Source organism: Adhaeribacter terrigena (assembly GCF_016623615.1).
In the GTDB taxonomy this organism is placed as follows: domain Bacteria; phylum Bacteroidota; class Bacteroidia; order Cytophagales; family Hymenobacteraceae; genus Adhaeribacter_A; species Adhaeribacter_A terrigena.
The window spans coordinates 35665-58212 of sequence record NZ_JAEHFX010000011.1 but is presented as its reverse complement, the minus strand read 5'-3'; the positions used below and the strand labels follow the sequence as shown (position 1 = coordinate 58212).

24 protein-coding genes are annotated in these 22548 nt (G+C 44.3%); 9 read left to right on the top strand and 15 right to left on the bottom strand.

Features of this window, described 5'->3' with window-relative positions; genetic code table 11:
- Nucleotides 1–27: 27 nt before the first annotated feature.
- Nucleotides 28–708, top strand: a complete 681-nt coding sequence (locus I5M27_RS17095; protein ID WP_200507602.1) for an NUDIX hydrolase — start codon at nt 28–30, stop codon at nt 706–708.
- Here the strand turns inward: I5M27_RS17095 and coaD are convergent.
- From coaD to I5M27_RS17080, 3 genes are all read right to left on the bottom strand, one after another.
- Nucleotides 653–1141 (bottom strand): pantetheine-phosphate adenylyltransferase, encoded by a 489-nt coding sequence (coaD, locus tag I5M27_RS17090; protein ID WP_200507600.1) that lies wholly within the window; start codon nt 1139–1141, stop codon nt 653–655. The two genes, I5M27_RS17095 and coaD, sit on opposite strands and share 56 nt — an antisense overlap.
- Before the next feature lie 668 nt (nt 1142–1809).
- Nucleotides 1810–2697 carry a DUF3822 family protein gene (locus I5M27_RS17085; RefSeq protein WP_200507598.1) on the bottom strand — a complete coding sequence of 296 codons (888 nt, stop codon included), beginning with the start codon at nt 2695–2697 and terminating at the stop codon, nt 1810–1812.
- Nucleotides 2698–2899: 202 nt separating this feature from the next.
- A complete protein-coding gene (locus I5M27_RS17080) occupies nt 2900–3373 on the bottom strand; it encodes an NUDIX domain-containing protein (protein WP_200507596.1) in 474 nt (157 codons plus the stop codon).
- A gap of 38 nt (nt 3374–3411) precedes the next feature.
- Here I5M27_RS17080 and I5M27_RS17075 point away from each other — a divergent pair, with 38 nt between their 5' ends.
- The 3 genes from I5M27_RS17075 (at nt 3412) to I5M27_RS17065 (ending at nt 6179) form a co-directional block, all read left to right on the top strand.
- On the top strand, nt 3412–3864 hold the full coding sequence (locus I5M27_RS17075) for a PaaI family thioesterase (protein WP_200507595.1): 453 nt from the start codon (nt 3412–3414) through the stop codon (nt 3862–3864).
- Between the two features lie 271 nt (nt 3865–4135).
- Nucleotides 4136–5539 (top strand): ATP-dependent DNA helicase, encoded by a 1404-nt coding sequence (locus I5M27_RS17070; RefSeq protein ID WP_200507593.1) that lies wholly within the window; start codon nt 4136–4138, stop codon nt 5537–5539.
- A gap of 100 nt (nt 5540–5639) precedes the next feature.
- Entirely contained in the window at nt 5640–6179 is a 540-nt protein-coding gene (locus tag I5M27_RS17065) for a DUF1573 domain-containing protein (RefSeq protein ID WP_200507591.1), read from the top strand.
- Nucleotides 6180–6265: 86 nt separating this feature from the next.
- Here the strand turns inward: I5M27_RS17065 and I5M27_RS17060 are convergent, their stop codons facing one another.
- From I5M27_RS17060 to I5M27_RS17035, 6 genes are all read right to left on the bottom strand, one after another.
- Nucleotides 6266–6643, bottom strand: coding sequence for a DUF423 domain-containing protein (locus I5M27_RS17060; protein WP_200507589.1), 378 nt, complete (start codon nt 6641–6643; stop codon nt 6266–6268).
- 252 nt (nt 6644–6895) lie between these two features.
- On the bottom strand, nt 6896–7579 hold the full coding sequence (locus I5M27_RS17055) for a YggS family pyridoxal phosphate-dependent enzyme (protein ID WP_200507587.1): 684 nt from the start codon (nt 7577–7579) through the stop codon (nt 6896–6898).
- A 54-nt stretch (nt 7580–7633) separates the two neighbouring features.
- Complete coding sequence (locus I5M27_RS17050) at nt 7634–8194, bottom strand: hypothetical protein (RefSeq protein ID WP_200507585.1); 561 nt, start codon at nt 8192–8194, stop codon at nt 7634–7636.
- A 63-nt stretch (nt 8195–8257) separates the two neighbouring features.
- Nucleotides 8258–9301: a VWA domain-containing protein gene (locus I5M27_RS17045; protein WP_317193617.1), complete on the bottom strand. Its 1044-nt coding sequence runs from the start codon at nt 9299–9301 to the stop codon at nt 8258–8260.
- Nucleotides 9291–10199 carry a hypothetical protein gene (locus I5M27_RS17040; RefSeq protein WP_200507581.1) on the bottom strand — a complete coding sequence of 303 codons (909 nt, stop codon included), beginning with the start codon at nt 10197–10199 and terminating at the stop codon, nt 9291–9293. The genes I5M27_RS17045 and I5M27_RS17040 overlap by 11 nt, the downstream gene beginning before the upstream one ends.
- A complete protein-coding gene (locus tag I5M27_RS17035) occupies nt 10192–11070 on the bottom strand; it encodes a DUF58 domain-containing protein (RefSeq protein WP_200507579.1) in 879 nt (292 codons plus the stop codon). Before I5M27_RS17035 ends, I5M27_RS17040 begins: the two co-directional genes overlap by 8 nt.
- 76 nt (nt 11071–11146) lie before the next feature.
- Between I5M27_RS17035 and I5M27_RS17030 the strand changes: the two genes are divergently transcribed.
- Entirely contained in the window at nt 11147–11617 is a 471-nt protein-coding gene (locus I5M27_RS17030; RefSeq protein ID WP_200507577.1) for a DUF4296 domain-containing protein, read from the top strand.
- A gap of 10 nt (nt 11618–11627) precedes the next feature.
- Here I5M27_RS17030 and I5M27_RS17025 read toward each other — a convergent pair whose 3' ends face one another.
- Complete coding sequence (locus tag I5M27_RS17025; protein WP_200507575.1) at nt 11628–11963, bottom strand: tRNA-binding protein; 336 nt, start codon at nt 11961–11963, stop codon at nt 11628–11630.
- 156 nt (nt 11964–12119) lie between these two features.
- Between I5M27_RS17025 and I5M27_RS17020 the strand changes: the two genes are divergently transcribed.
- From I5M27_RS17020 to I5M27_RS17005, 4 genes are all read left to right on the top strand, one after another.
- Nucleotides 12120–13670: an FAD-dependent oxidoreductase gene (locus I5M27_RS17020; RefSeq protein ID WP_200507573.1), complete on the top strand. Its 1551-nt coding sequence runs from the start codon at nt 12120–12122 to the stop codon at nt 13668–13670.
- Between the two features lie 958 nt (nt 13671–14628).
- Nucleotides 14629–14925 (top strand): Crp/Fnr family transcriptional regulator, encoded by a 297-nt coding sequence (locus tag I5M27_RS17015; protein WP_200507571.1) that lies wholly within the window; start codon nt 14629–14631, stop codon nt 14923–14925.
- 62 nt (nt 14926–14987) lie between these two features.
- Entirely contained in the window at nt 14988–15755 is a 768-nt protein-coding gene (locus tag I5M27_RS17010; protein WP_200507569.1) for a hypothetical protein, read from the top strand.
- 320 nt (nt 15756–16075) lie between these two features.
- Complete coding sequence (locus I5M27_RS17005; RefSeq protein WP_200507567.1) at nt 16076–16927, top strand: cyanophycinase; 852 nt, start codon at nt 16076–16078, stop codon at nt 16925–16927.
- A gap of 258 nt (nt 16928–17185) precedes the next feature.
- Here the strand turns inward: I5M27_RS17005 and I5M27_RS17000 are convergent, their stop codons facing one another.
- The 5 genes from I5M27_RS17000 to I5M27_RS16980 form a co-directional block, all read right to left on the bottom strand.
- The gene (locus I5M27_RS17000) at nt 17186–18043 is read right to left on the bottom strand and encodes a bile acid:sodium symporter family protein (protein WP_234462579.1); all 858 of its coding nucleotides are present in this window, start codon (nt 18041–18043) and stop codon (nt 17186–17188) included.
- 61 nt (nt 18044–18104) lie between these two features.
- Nucleotides 18105–18896, bottom strand: a complete 792-nt coding sequence (locus tag I5M27_RS16995) for a bestrophin-like domain (protein ID WP_200507565.1) — start codon at nt 18894–18896, stop codon at nt 18105–18107.
- 73 nt (nt 18897–18969) lie between these two features.
- Nucleotides 18970–19761 carry a bestrophin-like domain gene (locus I5M27_RS16990; protein ID WP_200507564.1) on the bottom strand — a complete coding sequence of 264 codons (792 nt, stop codon included), beginning with the start codon at nt 19759–19761 and terminating at the stop codon, nt 18970–18972.
- A gap of 244 nt (nt 19762–20005) precedes the next feature.
- Entirely contained in the window at nt 20006–21313 is a 1308-nt protein-coding gene (locus I5M27_RS16985) for a hypothetical protein (protein WP_200507563.1), read from the bottom strand.
- Between the two features lie 63 nt (nt 21314–21376).
- Complete coding sequence (locus tag I5M27_RS16980; protein ID WP_200507562.1) at nt 21377–22531, bottom strand: amidohydrolase family protein; 1155 nt, start codon at nt 22529–22531, stop codon at nt 21377–21379.
- Nucleotides 22532–22548: the final 17 nt, after the last annotated feature.

Here is a 22548-nt window from a genome sequence, read left to right as displayed (position 1 = left end):
TTACAAACTCCGCAAAATCATTACCCAATGAACGTCTTTATAAACGACATTCCGTTAATTCTCAAGAAAGCTGGTGATAAAGTATACAAGCACCACTACGACCTGGTTTTAGATGCGGACGAATATTTTAATTCTAAAACCCTGCTTGGCGATGTGCTGATCCGGGATGTGAACGAAAGCCTGATCGACCGAATCATCCGGTTGCTGGAAGTAAAAAAACTAAAAAAACTCGATTCGCTAACGCTGGTTACCGACAAAAAACGCCGCATCATTCAGCACCTGAAAGACCAGTTCAAGATCGTGAAAGCGGCCGGCGGCCTGGTTATAAAAGACGGCAAGATCCTGATGATTTACCGTTTGGGTAAATGGGATCTTCCGAAAGGCAAAATGAAAAAAGTGGAAGACGTGCGCGAAGGCGCCATCCGCGAAGTGGAAGAGGAATGCGGCATAAAGGTGCAGGTAATAGATGAATTACCCAACACCTGGCACTCTTACGCTTATAAAGGCAACAAAATTCTAAAGAAAACGAGCTGGTTTTTAATGGCCTGCACCGACGACAGCCTGATGAAGCCCCAGGCCGAAGAATTTATTGAAGAAGTACGCTGGATGACGCCCGAAGAAGTAAAAGAAGTGCTGAAAGACGCCTACGGTTCTATTGAATTTGTGATGAATTATTACCTGAAAAGTCTGAAAGCCGGAAAGGAATAAAGTCGTTCACGTTGCCGCCGTAAGAATGAATCTCCCGGATAATGGAAGAACTTATGGCGGCAAGGTGCGGCGAAGTAATTAAAAACACTGTTTCCAGATCTTTATTAACGTGGCGGTTGGCCTGGGCAATGGTGTTCTCGTACTCAAAATCTGTGGTATTGCGTAAACCGCGCAGCAAAAATTTTGCACCAACATTTCGTGCAAAATCGGCGGTAAGGCCTTTGTAGGATTGCACCGAAATATGGGGCTGATCTTTAAAAATATCTTCAATAATCGCTACCATTTGCTCTACTTCCCAGGCGCGTTTTTTATTGCTGTTGTTGCCGATGGCTATTATTATTTCGTCGAAAAGTTCGGTTCCGCGCTGTACCACGTCTAAATGGCCGTTGGTGAAGGGATCGAAAGAGCCGGGAAAAATTGCTATTCTTTTCATTTAGAGGTGGTTTGTTAATTTTTTGCTTTTTTAGCAGGGTAAGTTAATGGTTTTTTAGCTGAAAAACATACCGTTTTATCCCGGCGATAGGAGGGATCTTATCAAGGTGGTAGTTTAGTTTGCTACTGAGTTTTTCAGCTCAAAAAGATACCGTTTTTTGGTCGTTAGCTTTATCTTATTGATCAATTGCCTTAGTAGTTCTTCTCTTACTTTAGTGTTCTTTTTGTCCCCGAAAGGGTTCGGGATGTGCCGCTTGATACAAAAAGAACCAACGAAAATCAAGCGGCACGTCCCGAAGCATTTCCGGGGGCAAGCGCAAACTTCCCGCAAGCCTGCGGGACAGGCGCTGACCGCTCAAACAGTGCGCTTGACAAAAGCGCACCCTGATAACTTCTTGCATTTCATAGAAAACTGAAAAGTGCCTTGATAGAAAACTTTTCTGCTCCTGCAGGCGGCATAATTTGCTGCCGTAAGCGCAAATTTTGCTTGCTTTTCATCGCTTTCGTTGATCGTACTCCGCTGGCGCGTTCGATTGGTAATTTTGAGGACAATAATCCTTTAATCCCTTAATCCTACAAATATCAATTCAGACAACTCTTTAATCCTGATCCAGACTTTTTAAGCCTGAAACCATACCGGTTAAAATCAATCAACAATTAACAATTATATTACTCGCAAAGGTGCAGGTTGTAGAGATCGAAAAAGCGGTGGTCAAAAACGTCGTCGAATTTGTAGCTGAAGGTCATGTTTTGCGGTTTCTTGCCCAGTGTTACGTTCCGGATGTATTTTCTTAAAATGGTAAATAAAGCTGAATCGTGGGTAAGGTCGCCCCAAACCGTAACTGGATCCTGATCGGGATTGAGTTTTTGCTCCTGCATGACCAGCAGCGTGAAATAAATAAAATCTTCTGCCGAAGCGTAATAAAATTGGTTGCAGAACTCCAGGCGGCCATCCTGCGCAAGTAAAATGCTCAGGTTGTTTTGCTCAATGTACAGATAGGTTTTCTTTTGCAGGCTCCGCTGGTGTTCGTTTAAAATGCCTTCTATCAGCGGGCTGGTCTGGTGCATGAAACGCAGCTTTTTGCGCGTAAAGGTTTCTTCAAACCATTTTATTAAATAACTGTCGATGGTAAAAATGCTAACGGCTTCTATTTTCGGATGCCGGTAGGTTAATATTTCTTCGTGAAATTCGTCAGGTTCGGCGTGCAGGTTCAGGTAATGCTGCGCGGCCGAAGGATCGAAAAGGGTTTCCGGAATGTAGGTGAAATTCTGATTTTTAATGGCCACCCGGATCTCATTCCAGTGCGTTTTGGTCAGGGATTCATTTTCGTCGGCCAGTAGGTTTAATTGTTCGGTAAGTTGCAGCTGGCTGAAAATGGTAGAAAGTTCGTAATCTTCGAGCGACAGGATCTTGTTGCGCTGCGCATCGGCCACGGCCAAACGGATATGCCGCGTGCTCAGGCTGCAGTATAAATTCAACGGGCCGGTTTGGCCGGTTAACAGGGCTTCGTCGGTAATTTTAAGTACCTGCCGGTAATGGGTAGTTGCAGTGCTCAACGTTCTGGATTAATCTTCCTTCAAAAAACCGCAAAATTATTGAAAAAGACTAAAAGTATTTGAAGATTTGAAAATTTGAAAATTTGGAGATTTGAAGATATTGAGTTCTCAAAACCATCTCTGCTCGCGCAAGTGTTAACCGCCAGCGTAGTTCAATAGGATTTTCAAATCTCCAAATCTCCAAATTTTCAAATCTAACATGTCAAATAAACCGGTTATCCGGAATAAAAAGGTCGTCCAGATCTACGAGTTGGTGGAAGATGCTGTGTTTTTCTGCAAGCGGGATCTTGCTTAATTCTGACAGGTTTTTGTAGGCAACTTCGGCAATCATCTGGTTTTCTTTTGAAAGTTCGGGATCTGTGCCTGGTTTTAGTTCGCCGCCGGTTACTTCCACTTCAAAAAATAATTCGATGGCGTGCAGGGGAGCTTGCAGAAATTCGTTAATGAAAAGAAATCTTCCCGGGTTTACGATCAGGCCGGTTTCTTCCAGGAATTCGCGTTTCAGGCAGGATTGTACGCTTTCGCCGTAATGCAAACCGCCGCCCGGTGGCGCCCAGAAATCGCGGCCGGGCAGCAAACCTTTGTGGCAAACCAGCAGCAGCGACTTGTTCCGGAGATTAATACCGCATACGCGTACCCGCAGTTTGCCTTCGTAAAATTTATTTGTTTCTTCCATGGTTTGCTTGCCGGATTTCAGGTCGTTAATTTCGGGCTATGAACGTAAAAACGTATAACCCGGATTTTAAAAATACCATTAACGAAAAACTGGAGCGGCAGTTCTTTATGCAGCTGCTTGGTTTTAAAATTACCGAAATTTCAGAAGGAAAAATAGAAGGCGAACTGGTTTTGCAGGATGCCCATAAACAACACAAAGGCTTTGTGCACGGCGGCGTAATTGCTACTGTAGCCGATATTGTGGCCGGTTTTGCAGCCGTAAGCCTGGTGCCTAAAGATCACCACGTGGTTACGGTAGAATTAAAAACTTCTTATTTAAATCCGGGCCTCGGTGAGAAACTTTTTGCCAAAGGCTGGGTGTTGAAACAGGGGCGCAAACTTAACTTTTGCGAAGCCGAAGTTTACAGCATTTCCGGTGAAAACGAACCGGTTTTAATTGCTAAAGCTTCCGCAACCATGGCCACGCTTACGCCCGAAGATATTAAACGCTAAATTGTTAAATGGCCGATTGTTAAATTGTTGATTTATTTCTCCGGAGTTTCACGGTTTAAGACCTGTGGTAATCTGTTGCTGGAGAACAGGTAGGGGTAGTTTTTTTGCCGATACCGATTTACATATTTTTAAATTTACCAAGCGGAATAAAATTTTGTGAAAGAGCTACGTTTAGGTTTACACCCTACGTAACCCATGATCCCGACTTTTTTAGTTGTTTTACCTACCGTTTTTTTCCTCATACCTGATACTTATTACCTGATACCAACTAATGCGCCCAGAAGACTTAATACGCCAGAATTTTCCGTTTGAACCGACTTCTGACCAGGTGCGGCTGTTTAAAAAGCTCGACGACTTTCTGATGAGTAAAGCCGAAAACAAGGATGTTTTTCTGCTGAAAGGATTTGCGGGAACGGGTAAAACTACGGTTTTAGGCGCGCTGGTTAAAATTCTGAACCGGTTCGGGTATAAATATGTGTTGCTGGCACCCACCGGCCGCGCGGCCAAAGTAATGTCTAATTATTCGGGCAAGCCGGCGTCTACCATTCACAAGAAAATTTATCGCCAAACGGCTAATCCGTATTCCGAAGGCTTGTCTTTTACGCGCCAGCCCAATAAAATTACCGATACCATTTTTATAGTCGATGAGGCTTCCATGCTTTCCGATGAAAGTGGTTTCGGGGAGAATGGCTTGCTGCAGGACCTGATGCATTACGTGTTCGAAAAAAAGAACAACAAGCTGATGCTGGTGGGCGATACGGCGCAGCTGCCGCCGGTGGGTCAGGCTTTGAGTCCATCGCTGAATGGGGCTTATTTAACATCTAATTTCCGGTGCCAGGTTTTTGAGGTGGAAATGAAACAGGTGATGCGCCAAGCCGAAGCTTCGGGAATTTTAATGAACGCCACAAACCTGCGCGAACAACTTTCAGCTGAAAAGGCAAACCTGAAAATTAAAACCGGCGGCTACAAAGATATTTACCGCATGACGGGCGAGCGCCTGGAAGACGGTTTGCGCTACGCTTACGATAAATTCGGGATCGAAAATACTACGGTAATCTGTCGTTCGAACAAGAATGCGAACTTGTATAACCAGCACATCCGGCGGCAGATCTTTTTTCATGAAGACGAAATTTCGGCGGGCGATTACCTGATGATCGTGAAAAATAATTACCACTGGCTGCCCAAAGATTCGGAGATCGGGTTTATGGCCAACGGCGATTTCGTGGAAATTACCAAGATCATCCGCTACGAAGAAATGTACGGTTTCCGGTTTGCCGACGTGCGTCTACGTTTTGTAGATAACCCCAACGAAGAAGAAGTGGAGGTAAAGATCATGCTCGATACACTTTATTCTGAAGCGCCGGCCTTGCCTGCGGACAAAAATAAAGAGCTTTACGCCGAGGTGCTGAAAGATTATTCGGACCTGGGCACAAAGCGGGAGCGGAGCCAGCAAATGAAAAAGAACCCGTATTTAAATGCCCTTCAGGTGAAATTTGCGTATGCCTTAACCTGTCATAAAGCGCAGGGCGGGCAGTGGCAGGCGGTTTTTGTAGATCACGGGTATCTGAAAGAAGAAATGATAACCCCGGAATTTACCCGCTGGCTTTATACAGCCGTAACCCGGTCGTCGGAAGAATTGTACCTGGTGAATTTTTATTCGGAACTTTTGTCCTGATTTAAGGTCTTTTACGTTTATAAATTTATGTGGCAGGATTATTGGAATCTCCCCAATAAGTATATATTTGCTTTATTAACTTTAACTTGATCAAATCGGTATGAAAAAATTATTTATTCTGGCTGTTGCAACGTCGCTTTCCTTTGGTGCAGCAACAGCTCAAACTGTTTCTGATGCCAAAGCTGCGAAATCTATCACGGCCGGTCCGGTAATTACATTTGCCGAGAAAAGCCACGATTTTGGTAACATTCACCAGGGCGATGTGGTGGAACACGTTTTCAAATTTAAAAATACCGGCACTACACCACTGGTAATTTCCCGCGTAGATGTAACCTGCGGCTGCACCACGCCGGAGTGGCCGAAAGAGCCGATCGCACCGGGTAAATCTGGTCAGATAAAAGCGGTATTTAACAGCACCGGTAAATTAGGTCAGCAAAACAAAGTGATTACTGTACAGTCTAACTCCGTAGAAGGTCCGGCGCAGGTTACGATCATCACTAACATCCAGGAAAAACCAGCAGGTGGTGCTGCTTTGGTAAAACCTGCAGAAGGTCCGGCAGTAACGGCTGCTACGAATGCTACGGCTGAAACTAAAGTAAAAACCTCTAACGGTAAAACGAAATCCAAAACGAAGAAATAATCTTGGTTTGAAATAAAACATAAAGCGCCCCGCAATTCAGTTTGCGGGGCGCTTTTACTTTTTAAGGCATTTTGCCTACCGTTTTTTTACAGCGACTTAGCCACGGCATAAAGCAAGCTGAACCAGCCGATGATCATGAAGGTGCCGCCAATTGGCGTGATGGCGCCCAGCCAGGTTATACCCGTCAGGCAAAGAATATAAAGCGAACCGGAAAAGATCAGGATGCCGAGCGTAAAGCAAATGGCCGCCCAACGCAAACCGGCATGCTGCAAATGAAAAGCCAGTAAACCAATTAAAATCAGGGCCAACGCATGGTAGAACTGGTATTTAACGGCCGTTTCGAAGGTTTCGAGGCGGTTGGTTTGGGTAAGCAGGTTGCGCAGCGCATGGGCGCCAAAAGCGCCGATCATCACGGATAAAGCGCCAAATAAACTACCGGCTATTAAGGTTAATTTCTGATTCATAATTTAGTTGTTGGTTGTTCGTTGGTGGTTGTTGGTTTATTTTGAAAGCGGAAGGAATTTTTTAGTGAAAATGCATAGCGTTTTCCGTGGTTTGAGTTAAATTTACCCACCCCTAACCCCTCCGAGGAGGGGAATTGGAACATTCCTTTTAAAATAAATTCGACGATCAAATTATCCGATAATTTCCTTCCTCGGAGGGGTTAGGAGTGGGTTATTATTTTCTAATTCACACATTTTCTAATTCCAATATTTTTACATTTTCCCGTAATCCCGATTCCCAAAGATAGCGCTTCCTACCCGAATAAACGTGCTTCCACATTCTATCGCCAATTCGTAATCGGAGCTCATACCCATGGAAATTTCTTTGAAAACGGTATCATTTTCCGGGAAAAAATTCTGCTTCAGTTTTTCGAAGGTATTTTTAAGCGCGGTGAATTCTTTGCGAAGCTGCTGTTGGTTTTTGGTGTTCGTGGCAATGCCCATAACCCCGGAAATCTGCACGTGCTGCATATTTTTATAGCTTTCGCTTTCCAGAATTTCTATAGCCTCGGCTTCGCTTAACCCGAATTTACTTTCTTCGTCGGCAATATAAATTTGCAGTAGACAGTTAATGACGCGGTTGTTTTTGGCGGCTTGTTTTTCAATTTCCTGCAACAGCTTTAAGCTATCTACGCTCTGAATGGTGTGCACGAAAGGCGCGATGTATTTTACCTTGTTCGTCTGCAAATGCCCGATCATGTGCCACTCAATATCCTGCGGCAGGTTTTCGTGTTTAGCAGTCATTTCCTGGGCTTTATTTTCCCCGAAAATGCGTTGGCCGGCATCATACGCTTCCTGGATTAAACTTTCCGGATGGGTTTTAGAAACGGCCACCAAGCGGCAATTCGTTCCTTCGAGTTTTTGGTTGAAAAAGGCTACCGATTCGGCTATGGTCATGAGTTTGAATGATTGAATGAGTGGATGAGAGAATGATTGAAAATTAAATAATAATTAATCATCCTGCAGGTAATAGAAAAGTTTTTTTTTGCTAGGAATTATGGTGACTGTTGCTCCGCTTTCACCTCCCCACGTATTATAATATTCGAAAAGTTTTGAATTTGCATCAATTCTTTCTACCCACTTGCCCAAATGTGCTTCATGGTAATAGGCCATATCAATTGCTTCCGGATATAAAGTTTTCTCATTTTCTGTGAGGTGATTTTTATCGAAAGTGTTATAAGATTTCCAATCGGTTTCTCTGAACTCTTGAAGGCCTTTTTCATAATTTTTTAAATTAGTGAAGCCATTCGAATTTTTTATCTGAGTCTGGAGATTTGCTAATTCAGCGTCTGAAAGCTTTAACTCTACATTTTCGTAATAATCAATATGGGTTGCGTATTTGCTATTTACCCTGAAGTTTGGTTCCTCTTTTAGCGTTAATCCAAATTCTTTCAAATTATCATGAAGTTCATAACTACTCATTGGCAAATCACATCCAGACATAGAAACAAGAATTATTACAAATACAGTCTTAAGATGAAGATTATGCCTTACGGTATTAAATAAAACCATTTTGAGTTTTAATGAATTTTAAGAACATTTTTACATTAGCACATTAAAGAATTAGCACATTAATCAATCCTCCAGCGCATTCGTTAAAAACGAGTTCTTGGTAAACAGCCACATTAAGAAAAACACGACAGCAAACCGCAAATACACCTGGTAAAATTCTCTGGTATCGCGGTAGCGGGTTTCTTTGATAGCTACTTTTTCGAGTTTGTTGATGGTGCGGAAAATTTCCTGCAGGGCATTCTGGTTTTCGGCGCGGTAAAAATAGCCGTTGCCAATTTCGGCAATTTCGCGCAGGTTGCTTTCATCCAGGCGGGTTTCTACGTAGGTGGTATTTCCGAAAACATCGGTGCCGTACGGAACGGTGCCTTCCGCGCCTACGCCAATGGTATAGATCTTCATGCCGAAAGCCTGGGCCATTTTTGCGGCAATGCTGGGGTCTAAATTTCCAGCCGTATTTTCCCCGTCGGATATTAAGATCGCAATTCTCGATTTGGCATTGGAGTCGCGCATCCGATTTATGGTTACGGCCAGCGCGCTGCCAATGGCGGTGCCATCGTTGGGGATCATGCCCAGTTTTACGCTTTGTAAGTTGGTGCGCAGCAGGTCGTAATCGGTGGTTAAAGGCACTAATGAATATGCGTCGCCGGCAAAAACTACCAGGCCAATTCTATCCTGAAAACGACCGTTGATGAATTCCAGCGCTACTTTTTTGGCGGCTTCCAGGCGGTTGGGTTTAAAATCTTTCAGTTCCATAGAACCCGAAGTATCCAGGATCAGCATAATATCAATGCCTTCGGCGTATTGTTCTACCTGCTCACTCGTTTTTTGCGGACGCGCCAGGGCCAGAAAGGTCAGGATCAAACTTAAACCAAAAAATGCATCGGGCAGGAAACGGAGGTAGCTGGTCCAGTTGCGGATCGGTTTGCTTTCGAAAAAGGCTACGTCGGTTTTGCGGCGCACTTTCAGTTTCACCAGACTCCAGACCAGCAAAAAAATAGCTACCGGAATAATGGCATACAAAAAGAACGGGCGAGCCCAGTCATAACCAAGCAAGGTGGCCGGACTGAACCAGCGCCAGGCAAACCAATCCGTAAAATTATCGGGCATTTGCAGCATCGCGGGTTTTTTCTTTTATAATGTCGTAACGGCGGTCGGCAAAGTGGTGAAGCAAATAAAAAGCCGTTAGCGTATCGGAAATTTTATCGGAGAGAATATTGCCGTAAATGGCGCGGTCGAACAGTTTCAGGGCCGTGGTTACGTCTTCGTCGTTGTCGTAGTAACTCACAATCTCTTTGGTGGTGAAGCTGTTAATGGCCGTGTCTTCCAGCCCGGTTAAATAGTTTTTCCAGAGTGTAATGGCTTTTTCCATATCCGTAAGGGAAGCCGACTTATGGAAACGATCGATGTAGGTGTTGTAGCGGTAAATAAAATTCCGGTGATTTTTTTTCAGCACGTAAAGCCGGTAACGCATCAGGATCTTTTTCCGGAACACAAACCAAATGCCCCCGAAAAGCAAAGCCAAAAGCACTAAACCCAGGATCAGGTTCGGGTAATTAAAGCGTGGTTCTATGGTTTGCAATTCGGTATTTTCCTGAAAAGCGAGCGGCTGCGGAATTTGCTTTACCACTTCCTGCAATTTAATGGTAGCCGGGTTGCCGAAAACTTTCAGCGTATCGTTTTGGTGCAGAATTAAAACCGGCAGGTTCAGTTTTTGCAGCGGCTCAATGTCAAACGTTCGCAGCAAATAAACCACGCTGTCGGTACTCTTATTATTTACCGTTTGGGTGGGATAAACTTCCTTGGAAATGAATTCGAAAGGCGCAAAGCGGAAAGCAGAATCCGGAAAAACTACTTCGGTTTCGGGTTGGTGTTTAAACACCAACGCAAACTTTACCGGTTCGCCGATCTTGACTTTTTCCTGCAGAAAATAGCCGGCCGGTTTTTCGGGAACCTGCGCCGCGGCAGTTGAAAACGCTATGCAAATCAAGACAAAAACTCTACGCACTTTTCCGGGTCTTTTTCCTGATCTTAAACAAATTTACCAATTGCAGCACGTAATCGGCCGAAGTATCGATGGCTAAATAATCGGCTTTGTGCCGGCGGCAGAGCAATTGCAGGTTTTCGCGGTTCCGGGTCAGGTCATGCAGGTATTTTTCCCGGAACGCTTCCGACGAAGTATTCACCCAGGAAACCTGCCCCGATTCGGCATCGCGCAACGGAATAATGCCCAGCTTCGGGAAATTCTGTTCTTTCTGATCCATGAGCTGCACCACAATAAGATCGTGTTTGCGGGCCAGCATGGTTACTTCCTTTTCGTAGTTACGATCTATAAAATCGGAAATGAGCAGGATCATGCTGCGGCGTTTTATTACGCTGAGCGCAGTTTTTATGCCCGAAGCCAGGTTGGTTCGGGTAGAAGCCGGCTTGAGTTCAAAAAGCGTTTTAATGAGCGAATACGCGTGCTCAATGCCTTTGCCGGGTCTTACAAATTTTTCGCGCTGATCCGAAACGCAGATCAAACCAATGGAAGCCGTTTGCCGCGCCGCGGTTAAAGCCAGGATACCGCAAATTTCCTTGCCAATGTTTATTTTCTGCTGTTTTTCCGGGCCGATATTCTGGGAACCGCTTACATCCAGAATTAAAAAAACGGACTGCTCTTTTTCTTCTTTGTAGGTTTTCACGAACGTGCCGTGCCCTTTAGCCGAAACGTTCCAATCGATAGTGCGCACGTCGTCGCCGTACTGGTAGGCGCGTACTTCGTCGAACTCCAGGCCGGTACCCTTAAAAACTGAATGAAAGTCGCCCTGCATCTGGGTGTCAATCACCTTGCGGATGCGGAGTTCAAACTTTTGCAGCTTCTGTAGGATTTCTTTCATTTAAAATTCGGGTACGGCTTAGCGTTTTTAAAATTAGAATTAATTCTGCTATTTTACATTCGTGAGAAAGCTTTTTTTGATATTTAGCCTCTTTGGTCTGTTCAGCTGCGCGGAAGAAAAGAAGAAACTTCCGGCCGGTTTGCTGCCGCCGGCCAAGTTAACCAGTATTTTAGCAGATATTCATATTGCCGAAGCGCAGGTGGAAAATATGCGGCTGAGCCCGGATACAGCCAAAGTGGTTTTTAACCGGTTGCAGGCCGAAGTTTTGAAAAAATACGGCGTTCCGGAAAAGCAATTCGATAAAACCTACACCTATTATCTTAATAACCTGAACGATCTGGATAAAATTTATGAAAGTTTGATAGATACGCTTACCATGCGCGAAGTGCAGTTTACTTCCAAAGGCGGGAATACCGGAATGAAGCCCGATAGCGCAAAACCGGATTCGGCCAACGCCAAAAAAATGCCTGATACCATCAAAAATAAACTTTTGGAAAAGGTAAAGGCCCGTAGAGAGCGGCTTAAAAGTATAGATACTATAAAATAAGCAACCGCCTTTATATCAACCGGCTTCCGTTCGGTACGTCTCTTTCGGGTCCGGCCAATACAATCGCGCCATGCTGATCCGGAAAACCGGTAACCAACACTTCCGACATAAATTTTCCGATCTGCCGCGGCGCAAAGTTCACCACGCAGACTACCTGCTTTCCTGCTAATTCTTCCAACGTATAAAGCTGCGTGATCTGCGCGCTTGACTTTTTTATGCCCAGTTCCCCTAAGTCTATCCAAAGCTGGTAGGCGGGTTTTCGGGCCTCCGGAAATTCACGGGCTTCGATAATGGTGCCCACTCTGATATCTATTTTCTCAAAATCTTCCCAGGAAATTGTATTCATATTCAGGTAAGTTTTCAGTTGTAATGGCTGCAGACTTTTCTGGCCTGAAACCCTAGCGTTTTTGCAGCAGGTAACCTAAGGCGGCAGCGGTCGTTAAAAGTCTGAAAAATCTGCCCGGTGTGTTTCCGGAAACCAATCTCAAACCAACGTAAAACTATGTTAAAATCTGATACCGGCAATACGGTTTCGTGCTGGATGCCCGAAGTGAAAATGCCTGCCACCAAACCGCTTGAAAACGATATTACCTGTGATGTGTGCATTGTAGGCGCCGGCCTGGCGGGTATAACCACGGCTTATCTGCTTCAGAAAGAAGGAAAAAAAGTGGTAGTGCTGGACAAAGGCCCCATTGGCGGCGGCGAAACCGGCCGCACCACCGCGCATCTTTCCGACGCCTTAGACGACCGCTACGAGAAAATTATTCAGGTGCACGGGGTAAAAGGCGCAATGCTGGCCGCCGAAAGCCACGCCGCGGCCATTGATAAAATTGAGGAAATTGTAAAGCAAGAAAATATCGACTGCGATTTTCAACGCACCAAAGGCTATTTGTTTCTGCTGCCTTCGGACAAAGAAGAGGAACTGGACAAAGAGCTGGAAGCCACGCATAAAATTGGTTATACCGAAGTTATTAAGCTCCAGCACAATCCTATTCAAACGCTTTCCAAAGGGCCGGTGTTGTGTTTCCCGGATCAGGGACAGTTCCACCCGATGAAATACCTGGCCGCGCTGGCGCAGATCATTCTGGATAACGGCGGCCATATTTTTACCGATTCGCAGGCGCATAGTTTTGAAAGTGGTTTGGTGGCTCGCGTGCAAACGCTTAACAAACACACCGTTACGGCCAATAATTTGGTGGTTTGTACCAATACACCGGTAAACGACTGGGTTACGATGCATACCAAACAGGCAGCTTACCGCACTTACGTGCTGGCCTATAATGTTCCTCATAATTCTGTTCCGGAAGGTTTGTACTGGGATAATTCTGATCCGTACCATTACATCCGGACCATGCGGGGCAAGGCCAGCGAGGGAAAAGTTGAAAAGGACCTATTGATCGTTGGCGGCGAAGATCATAAAACCGGGCAGGAAGAAAATCCGGAGGAACGCTTTAATTGCCTGGATGCCTGGGCCCGGCAGCATTTCAACATTATAGAGTCGGAAGCTTACCGCTGGTCGGGCCAGGTAATGGAGCCCGTAGATTATCTGGCCTTTATTGGCCGCAATCCCGGCGATTCAGAAAACGTGTATATTGCCACCGGCGATTCGGGCCACGGCATGACGCACGCTACCATTGCCGGCATGCTGATAACCGACCTGATCATGAAACGGGATAACCCCTGGGAAACCTTGTATGACCCGGGCCGCATTTCGCTGAACGTAACCACGGCCGGCGAATTTATGAAGGAAAACCTGAACGTGGCCCAGCAATACACTGATTGGGTTACGCCCGGCGATGCACCGACGGCCGACAGTTTATTGCCGGAAACAGGTTGCGTGATCCGGAAAGGCATGCAGAAAGTGGCGGTTTACTGCGATAAGGACGGTAACCATCATGAGCATTCTGCCGTTTGTCCGCACCTTGGTTGTATTGTGCATTGGAACAACGTAGAAAAATCCTGGGACTGTCCGTGTCATGGTTCGCGTTTCGATGCTTTGGGCAAAGTAATGAACGGGCCGGCTTTAAGCGATCTGGGTCCGGCCGAAAAGTAAGGTTCCTGGAAACAGCTAAACGTTTGAAAAACTATTGTAATCATAAATAAAACTGCTTCTGAATATCTGGAAGCAGTTTTTTTTTGTTTAAAGCCTGGCGATTTTTCTGACCTTTAAGTAGAGATCTCATGAATGAGGTAGCATAAAACCGGAAGAGTAATTAGTATTAACCAGATCAGATACAGCCTTAAATGGTGATGACCAATAAAAGTGTTTTTTTGTCAGATTACTATTGGAATTTAATTATCAGTAACGGTTTACCAAACGGTAGTATTTTGTGCTGAAAAAGTGCCGGCAGGAAAGTCTTTTTCATTGCTGAACTTTTTAAATTTTCGGCTTCTTCAAACTTGAATTTTTCATCTTTGTTTTAGCAATTCATCATTTTACATTCCTGAATTTAGCAAGTGGGCTTTAGAATCTGCATGCTGCGTGACGCGTTATTTTAGATCCAACCTGCCGTCAAAGCTGAATTCATAATGCAATTATTCTTCAGTTAAAGCTACATGGTTTTGCAAAAGGAGGTAGATTTATTTGATATTGCAATAACTTGGAATATGAAGGGGCCTTGATCCGTTCCGTTTCCTTTAATAGATCAAGCCATACCAAATTATATAGCTTAATTTACCATAGCATCTGTTTTATTTCTTAGCAGTAATTTTTAAATAACGTAATGTTCGACGAGCTAAAAAAGTATTGTAAACAATTTGTTTCTCTTTCCGAAACAGAGCTTGAGCTAATCGAAAAGTATTTTGAAAGTAAGCATTTAAAGAAGAAAGAATTCTTATTGCAGGACAATACAAGCTGCAATTTTATTGCTTTTGTTTCAGCAGGAACAATCAGGCATTTTCACATAAAAGACGGAGTAGAAAGAACCTGCGATATTTCGTTTAACAATTCCTGGGTTACAGATTTCCAAAGCTTTACTCTAGATACAATCAGCAAAATAAATTTGCAGGCAATGGAAAATTCCGCAGTTTTCCTGATCCGGAAACAAAATTTATATAAGCTTTATAAAGAATGTAATAAATATGAAACTTTCGGGCGACTAATGGCGGAGCAGGTGGCACAGCGCGCAACTGAAATTGCAATGTCGCTTGCTTCAGAAAAGCCGGAAGAAAGATTTCTGAATCTTATTAAAAAACAACCGGAGCTTTTTCAGCGCGTTCCTCAGAAATACATTGCGAATTTTCTGGGCATTAGTCCGGAAAGTTTGAGCCGCATCCGGAACAGGATCCATCAAAAGCAAAAATCTTAACTTAAGTCATCGTTTCAAGGCGCCTGGTAACTGCATTTTTGTATCTCATAAAACCAAGAAAAATGAGACACAAACTATTCGTATTAATTTTAATTACCATGGCAATTACTACCACCTTAAAAGCCAGGGAATTAGATGTTTCTAAAGTTAAAATTTACGAGCACGTATTGAGCGACGTGATGGAGATTATTGATACTGCTGAACTGAAAATAAAACTCAATAATGCAGAGCATCAATTCCAGCAAAACCCTAGCGAAATTAATAAAGTACGCCTGGGCATTGTTTACCACGAAACCGCTTTGAATTTAGCTTTCTTTTCAAAGACAACCTATAAAGGTTATGCCAAAAAGAGCTTCGAGCAATTAACCGAACTGTTCAATTCCCCTTCAACTACCCCGGAGTTATTGCCTTTTATTGCTTCATACAGAGCATCCGCTTTAGCTTTGGTTAGTGCAGAAACAAAAAAGCTGCAATTACTTGGCGAAGCATTTTCTTTATTCGAAGACGCGGTGGAAAAGTATGCCAGATTTAGTTATCTGCCTGAGTTTTTAAGGGGAAGCGTAGCTGAAAATCTACCGTGGTTTTTCTTTGCAAAAAGGAGATCTGCGAACCAGGATTTTCAGGCGATAATAAATAAGCAAACCAAAGATCCGGAGTATGCAGATTGGAAGATTATTAGTTTTACCTATTGGGCCTGGGCAAACCAGCATCAGGGAAAAAAATACAGGGAACAGTCATTAACATATTTGGAGAAAGCTATAAGCCTGGATCCAAATTATAAGGCCGGGCGCAGGAAAGCAGAGGAACTGAAAATATTATTCATGAAATAAAACTGTACCCGATTAGGTGTTGCTTAAAATGGGTACGAGGCTGCAGAAATACAATTCCCGTCGAGACTTTTTCAGTTGGTTTACATAGCATTTTCGAGCCTTCCATTTAATAAAATTCGATCAGAATTTATGGTTTTCAGGTTAGAAGCTGTCTGCTCATAACGTTTAAAACCGTTTTGTTTTCGTGTATCCTGTTCGGCGAACTGAAACCAATTAAGTTAACCTGGCTGCTAAATTCTTTTTACTTATTTCCGGCAAAAACAATAGGAATGGGCGGTTGTTCTATTACAATATTGAGCACATTTTTCCTGGAAGAAATTATGAAAAACGCAAAAGGCAAACTGATAATTATTGGCGGTCACGAAGACAAAGGCAATTATGAAACAATGTCGGAAGAAGAGCTTCAGCGGAAAAATATATTTCTTTCGGAGGGCGTTTTGAAGCGGATTATAAAAGAAATAAATATTGACAATCCTAAAATAGAAGTAATAACCAGCGCTTCGCTGATTCCGGAGGAAGTTGGGGTAATGTATCAGGAAGCTTTTAAAAACCTGGATGTGCCCGATGTAGGGATCATGCATATTAAAAATAAAGAAGATGCCAATAAACAGGAATTTCTGGACCGCCTGAAACAAGCACACGCGGTAATGATCAGTGGCGGGGACCAAAACCGGCTGGTTAGTTTTTTTATTGGTTCTAAAGCTCTGCGTATTATGCAGGAGAGGTACCACGATGAAGAAAATTTTCTGATTGCAGGAACCAGTGCCGGAGCTATGTGTATGAGTCAGGTAATGATAATGGGCAGTTTTGAAGAAATACCGTTGATAAAGGGTTCTGTGCAGACGGGCACAGGGCTGGGTTTTCTGTACCAGATGATTCTGGATACGCATTTTATTGTCCGGAGCCGTTTTTCCCGATTGCTTGAAGCGGTAGCAGCCTTTCCCGACCACATTGGTATTGGGCTGGGCGAAGACACGGCTATTCTGGTTACCGGAAATAATAAAGTTGAAACAATTGGTTCCGGTATGGTGGTGGTTATAGACGGACGTGAACTAAAGAAAAATAATTATGCCGAGATTCTGAACGGCAACCATTTAAGCCTCCAACGCATAATTGTTCATGTGCTGCCAAAAGGGGAGATTTTTGAATTTAAAGAAGCAAATTTTTATTGATATTATATTTTTACCTTCAGTCAATATCTTTCCGCACCCGGCCTGAAAAACGCTGCTTTTTTGTAGCGCTAAACTAATTTCAGGTTTTCTCCCGGTGCATTATTTTTTACTTTTTAGCGTGAAAAGGATAGTGTTTTTTTCGCTTTAATTAACACCAGCCAGGATGTGCCTGAAATTCTCCGGAATATTTTTATTGCCTAAGTATGCTTTGTGAAATTAATTCCTGTTGGACCAGCTTTCGTTTGCGCTCACGATAATTTAATACATTTCAGTTTTTGCTTTTTGCAGCCATTTCAGGTATGGTATTACCACAACAGCATTAATGAGCAGGTATAATAAAATGGTTGCGGGTACAAGTTTGTGGTCGGGTAAATTGGCGCTGGCCAGCGTAATGGCGATCGCCGGATGTCGCGTTGCTGTTGCAAGTGCAAGTACGGTTCGGTCTTCTCCGGCCGGGCCTCCAAGTATATGACCAACTAAAACCCCAATCCCTACAAAAGCTGCAATGGCTAAAACTGTACCGTTGCCAATCAATTGTAAAATGGACGGTAAAACCTTGAAAAGCACTGGTATTACGGTAATGATCAATATAACCTGTGCTATCCGGGCCACCACATTTGTGATCTTTTCGGAGAGAACGGGTATAAAATGCCGGATGGCGATACCGAAGGCCAGAGGTATAATTACGGTTACCAATACAGTGATTAAAATGGCTTTACTAGAAATGGAAATGGGTTTGTGAGCTATTTTCTCAATAAGTTCCATCGTGATCGGGATCAGGATTATGGAAAACAAAGAAACCGCCATCATTAACCCGATTATGTATTCTTCCCGGCCACCGGCCCGTAAGGGTTTTTTAGGAAAAATGGGAGCCAGCGGTGAAACAGAAATAGCAATTAAGGCAACTTTTACCAGTAGGAGCAGGTCTAAAATCAGAGCCATCGAAATGCCCACCAATGGCATAATAATATTCATTGCCAAAACTGAACGCAGCAATTGGGCGGGGTTTCGGAACAAATAAAAAGCCGCACCAGGCGATGCTTTTAACCCGAAGCCCAAAGCTGTAAGAAAAAGGCTTGTTTTTAGAGCGAGCTTAATTATTTCAACGAAATTCATCTAAACCGGATTAATAAAAGGAGTTACTTTTGGGAGCTAAAAGCATAGCGTTTTTTTGTTTTTAAGGCGTACTCATTCTGATCATTTTCTGCAGATTAATAAGCGGCTGCTGGCTTACTTTGAACCGGCGGAAACTGGTGGAATCCATATCGGCGATCAGTACGATTACGATGGCGTAGGCAATGGGCAGTATGGGGAATCCGAAGCTTTTATGGTTTCCGTTTATGCCCTTCTGGTACCCGAAAGCGAACATGCTCATGGCATTGAGTAAAAATAAGGCTCTCCACAATGCGTCGGGGATCCTGAAAACCAGGGCTACCGTATTTCGTTCTTCCGTAAGGTCGAAAATCTGGTTCACTGAAGTGATAAAAAGTGATATTATTGCCGGAGGAAAGTCTTTTTCTTTTTCCAGGGAAATGGCTTGTTCCCAGATCAGCATATGGATGTGGTCGCGGCGGTCGAACAACGGTTTTATATCTGTTGCTTCTGGCATTTTTAGTAAAAGATCGGTGTATTCCGCATACAGTTTCCGGATAGTTATTTTCTGCTTATCCGGCAGAAGTCCCGCGCGCAAATAACTGGTTCCGATGGCGTTCGCCTGAGAAATGACCAGACCTTTTCTTTCGGCGAAACGCGAAGAAGTGGTAGAAAAAGTGAAACCGAGCATAAAAGACAAAAGTCCCAGAATGGCTGAAACCGCGGTGCTAATGTGGGCGGTAGATTCTTTTATTTCGGTTTGGTGCCGGCGGCGGCCCATCCAGAAACCCACCTGGGTTGCCAGCACGCCAATGATTACAAGGAGCGCAAACAGCGCCCACGAAGGCATGGAAGAGATGAGGTTTGCTGCACCCATAATTCAGAGTTTTTGCCTTTTTAATCATAGCGTTTTGAATTCCGGAATCCAGATCAGAATGCGTTCGCTTTTTTCAGGGAATTTCTTCCTGCATCATTTCTTCCAGATCGGAAAATGGTTTCAGGCTTACTTTGAAACGATGCTCCGCGACAGAATCCATATTGGCTATCATAACGATTACCAAGGCAAAAGCGGCCGCCAGTAAAGGCAAATCCAGGATCCGCCGGTGGCCGAACGTTCCGGTCTGGTAGCCAATGGAAAACATACTTAAACCGGCCAGTAAGAATAGCGAGGTCCAGAGCATAGACGGGATCCGGAAAACCAGGGCAACTGTTTTTCTTTCCCCGGCTATATCAATTACACTGTTAACCGAGGCGGTAAATAAAGATCTTAGTTCAGAATCCATATTTTCCTGTACCAGCGAAGCGGTTTGTCGCCAGATCTGAATATGCAGTTTGTCCAGTTTTTTAACAGCTTCTTCTATCCGGGTTTCGTCGTAACCTTTACCGAGCAGAATATCTACATATTGGCGGAAATATTTCCGGATCTCCTGTTTTTGTTTTTCGGGAATGGTGCTGGTACGCAGGTAACAGGTTCCAATGGCATTTGCCTGTCTAATTGTCAATTCTTTTCTATCAGCAAAACGGGAAGCTGTGATCGAAAAATTAAAGCCTAGCATAAAAGCAAGGAGCCCCAACATTGCGCCAACTGCGGTTCCTAGCGGTGCATCAGGCTCTTTAATGCCTTTTTTTACCCGGAATTGCGCAACAATGGCACCCCCTTCAGCACATAAAATACAGAACACAATTACGAGCCCGAACAAGATTATAGGATGCAACGACGTGATGATATGTGCTATGTCCATAATTTTATCCAGTTTTTACAGATTACTAATTCCTCTTTTCTTCCTGGGGGCATTCCAGGTTTTGGCCTTACTTTTTAGTCTAAAAGCATAGCGTTTTTAAATTTCCGTTTGGCTGTTCACGTCGGTTAGTTTTTAAAATTAGGTTAAAAGGCATCTTTCAAATTTCGTTTTACTGGTCTTTTACTTGTACCTTTTCCTGATGAAGCGTTCATAGTATTCAGCGACCTTTCTGGCTTCCGTTCTTTTAGTAAAATAGCTCTAAGTTCATCATGAAAACAGTGCCGGTGGCGCCAACTACCGTAGGATAACTAAGGTAACCAACGGGCGAACGTTCTACTGAAATTACTTCGGAATTAATGCGCAGCGTTCGGTTTTTGTGTGGGTACCAGTTCAGGCCGGCAGTAATTTCCCAAGGCTTGCCGTATTCGCCGTTTATGTATGAGCCGGTACTGTAAACCATGAGCGTTTTATCGATGAGCATGTAGGCAGCCTGTGCTGTAAAACCGTGGTCGAAAAGTTCTGAAAAAGGCAACCGGCCATCGGCTTTAAAATCGGTGAGCCACCGCAGGAAATATTCCCCGTCCAGGGAAATACCTTTATATTTCAGACCACCGTTAAAAGAAGCCATCCGGTACCTGGCTGCGTGCACGCTCGAACTATCGGCAATGGTGTTGGCAAAGAAAATACGGGTACCATCCGAAAGCCGGAGCTGGGTGTTTTCTGGAGCTTCGATCCCGGGCTGTGATTCGCGGGTTTCGTCGGAGCGGGTATAAGATGCACCGAGCATAAAAGCCGGGGTTTGCACTTTTTCAAAATCACCGTAAGTTGCCAGGTTACCGAAGTTTTCCGTTTTCCAAAGCAAGGCGGTGCTCCAGGTATCGAATTCATCGTCGAGCTGGCCGGCATCTATTCCCATCTGGCTCAGGTTGTTGCCTACCATGGTTTTATAAAACAAGCTGTTGGTAATTTTACCCTGCGCCCAGACTCCCGTGGTAAAAGATCCGCGGAAAAATTCTTCACCCATGGGCCTGGCATCCTGCCGCAGCCAATGGGGCCAGTTACCGATCATAGAACGGGAGGTAGGAAGCCCCCCAACCCCAACTCCCAGATCCAGGAAATCAGAAATTTTATACTGCACGTTGCCCGCAATTATAACTGAGCCATTCTGACCATTATTTGAACCCGAGGTCCAGCCATAAAGCAAATACCGGAAATTCAGATCGAACAGCCAGCCTTTGAAGTAGAGCATTACTTTTTGAAACTGAAGGTCGTTGCGCTTCTGCAAATTAAAAGTCCGGCCAAAAGCATCGGTATAGCTGCTATTTATGCCTTGCTGGTTCAGGTAACGAGAGGTCAGATAAGTCGCAAAATTGAGGGTGCCCTCTTTTTTGGTTACCAGCCTAAAACCCATGCCGGGTAAATGCTCCGCTACGGTTTTGATGCTGTCTGTCTCGGCAGGGTTGGAAGGTATCTGGGCCAAGGCCGGCCTGACAGTCAATACTCCTGAAAACAGAATAAAGAGTAGCACAAAATATTTTAAAAGGCTTTTCAAGGCGTTACTTTTTCGGGTTAAAGGGATAGCGTTTTTAGATTTTATATCCAGCTTGGTCAAGATTTATTTCACATTTGCTTTCTCCCAATTCCTTACTTTCTGCCGGGCTTCGTTGAAAATGCGTTCGTAGTTTCCTTTGCGTACTTTTTCGCTGGCTTCTGGCGTAAGGCCTTTCCAGAGCGGTTCGTACATATTAAAAACCGCGAAATACATTTCCGGATCTTTAGGCGCTACCACATCGGAACCAAACAGGAAACGGTCCGGATATTTGTTCAAAACGGTTATGGTATTCTGCAAAGCCTGGGGAGAACTGACCGCGTATTTAGCAACTTCATCCCAGGAAATATCAAAATTGACGTGTTTATAAGCCGGATCGCTTAGAATTCCTTCCACAATTTCCATAAAGATCGGGCTGCGTTCGCCGGGCGTGGCGGAAGCGGCATTTTGCGCCGGATGCACAATTCTTCCCAACCCGATGTGCGCCCAGATAATGGTAGTTTTCGGGTGGCGTTTCAGCAGGTCTTTCATTTGGGTGAGGTACACCGGTTCGGCGCCGGCTTTGGCGAAAGGCATATCCATATCATTGTGCAGGATTACCGCCAAACCTACTTCGCCGGCAAAATCGAGAATGCTGTCCAGCGCCGGATTAGTAAGACTGGCCACTTCGCCGGGAATTTTGGAGGAAACAAATTCTTTATGAATAGTAAATTCGCCGATGCCCGAAAATACGCCTGGAAACGTTTGCAAAGCCCGTTTGATGTGCGCTTTGGCGTACATATCGGAAGGGTTAAAACCGGTTATCATCGGGTCGAAACGTTGTTTTTCTTCCGTAGATAGTTTGTTGTACACGCTGGCGATGTGCGCGTCAGTAAAGGAATAATAGTAGAGCGGCGCATCGGTTTGCAAATAGTAAGTCGGGCTAAATTTTCCGGAATTCTGATACGACCACATTTGCTGCAAGGGAATGCCAAACAAGGTTGAACGGCCTACCCGGTTGCCCATAATTTCCAGGAATTTCTGCGGACTAATGCCTTCCTGAATATAGTTCGTGAGGTGAAAATGCGAATCGTGGAAATCGTAGTTTGGCGGTGGGGCAGAAGCTTTCTTTTTCTTCTTCTGGGCAAGCGTTTCCAAATTCGCCACGAAAAAAAAGAGCAGGATCAGTCCGCAGTTTTTAAGCCAGAAAAGATACCATTTTTGTTGCGCTGAGCTTTTCATAGTAATGCAAAACCAGG

Coding starts and splice junctions, on each gene's coding strand:
- I5M27_RS17025 (WP_200507575.1), bottom strand. CDS start 11,963: ATGAATACAATTTCCTGGGAAGATTTTGAGAAAATAGATATCAGAGTG.
- I5M27_RS17015 (WP_200507571.1), top strand. CDS start 14,629: ATGGAAAATTCCGCAGTTTTCCTGATCCGGAAACAAAATTTATATAAG.
- I5M27_RS17045 (WP_317193617.1), bottom strand. CDS start 9,301: ATGCCCGATAATTTTACGGATTGGTTTGCCTGGCGCTGGTTCAGTCCG.
- I5M27_RS17060 (WP_200507589.1), bottom strand. CDS start 6,643: ATGAATCAGAAATTAACCTTAATAGCCGGTAGTTTATTTGGCGCTTTA.
- I5M27_RS16995 (WP_200507565.1), bottom strand. CDS start 18,896: ATGGGTGCAGCAAACCTCATCTCTTCCATGCCTTCGTGGGCGCTGTTT.
- I5M27_RS17035 (WP_200507579.1), bottom strand. CDS start 11,070: ATGAAAGAAATCCTACAGAAGCTGCAAAAGTTTGAACTCCGCATCCGC.
- I5M27_RS17095 (WP_200507602.1), top strand. CDS start 28: ATGAACGTCTTTATAAACGACATTCCGTTAATTCTCAAGAAAGCTGGT.
- I5M27_RS16980 (WP_200507562.1), bottom strand. CDS start 22,531: ATGAAAAGCTCAGCGCAACAAAAATGGTATCTTTTCTGGCTTAAAAAC.
- coaD (WP_200507600.1), bottom strand. CDS start 1,141: ATGAAAAGAATAGCAATTTTTCCCGGCTCTTTCGATCCCTTCACCAAC.
- I5M27_RS17070 (WP_200507593.1), top strand. CDS start 4,136: ATGCGCCCAGAAGACTTAATACGCCAGAATTTTCCGTTTGAACCGACT.
- I5M27_RS17005 (WP_200507567.1), top strand. CDS start 16,076: ATGAAAAACGCAAAAGGCAAACTGATAATTATTGGCGGTCACGAAGAC.
- I5M27_RS17065 (WP_200507591.1), top strand. CDS start 5,640: ATGAAAAAATTATTTATTCTGGCTGTTGCAACGTCGCTTTCCTTTGGT.
- I5M27_RS16990 (WP_200507564.1), bottom strand. CDS start 19,761: ATGGACATAGCACATATCATCACGTCGTTGCATCCTATAATCTTGTTC.
- I5M27_RS17055 (WP_200507587.1), bottom strand. CDS start 7,579: ATGACCATAGCCGAATCGGTAGCCTTTTTCAACCAAAAACTCGAAGGA.
- I5M27_RS17020 (WP_200507573.1), top strand. CDS start 12,120: ATGTTAAAATCTGATACCGGCAATACGGTTTCGTGCTGGATGCCCGAA.
- I5M27_RS17050 (WP_200507585.1), bottom strand. CDS start 8,194: ATGGTTTTATTTAATACCGTAAGGCATAATCTTCATCTTAAGACTGTA.
- I5M27_RS17000 (WP_234462579.1), bottom strand. CDS start 18,043: ATGAATTTCGTTGAAATAATTAAGCTCGCTCTAAAAACAAGCCTTTTT.
- I5M27_RS17010 (WP_200507569.1), top strand. CDS start 14,988: ATGAGACACAAACTATTCGTATTAATTTTAATTACCATGGCAATTACT.
- I5M27_RS17075 (WP_200507595.1), top strand. CDS start 3,412: ATGAACGTAAAAACGTATAACCCGGATTTTAAAAATACCATTAACGAA.
- I5M27_RS17080 (WP_200507596.1), bottom strand. CDS start 3,373: ATGGAAGAAACAAATAAATTTTACGAAGGCAAACTGCGGGTACGCGTA.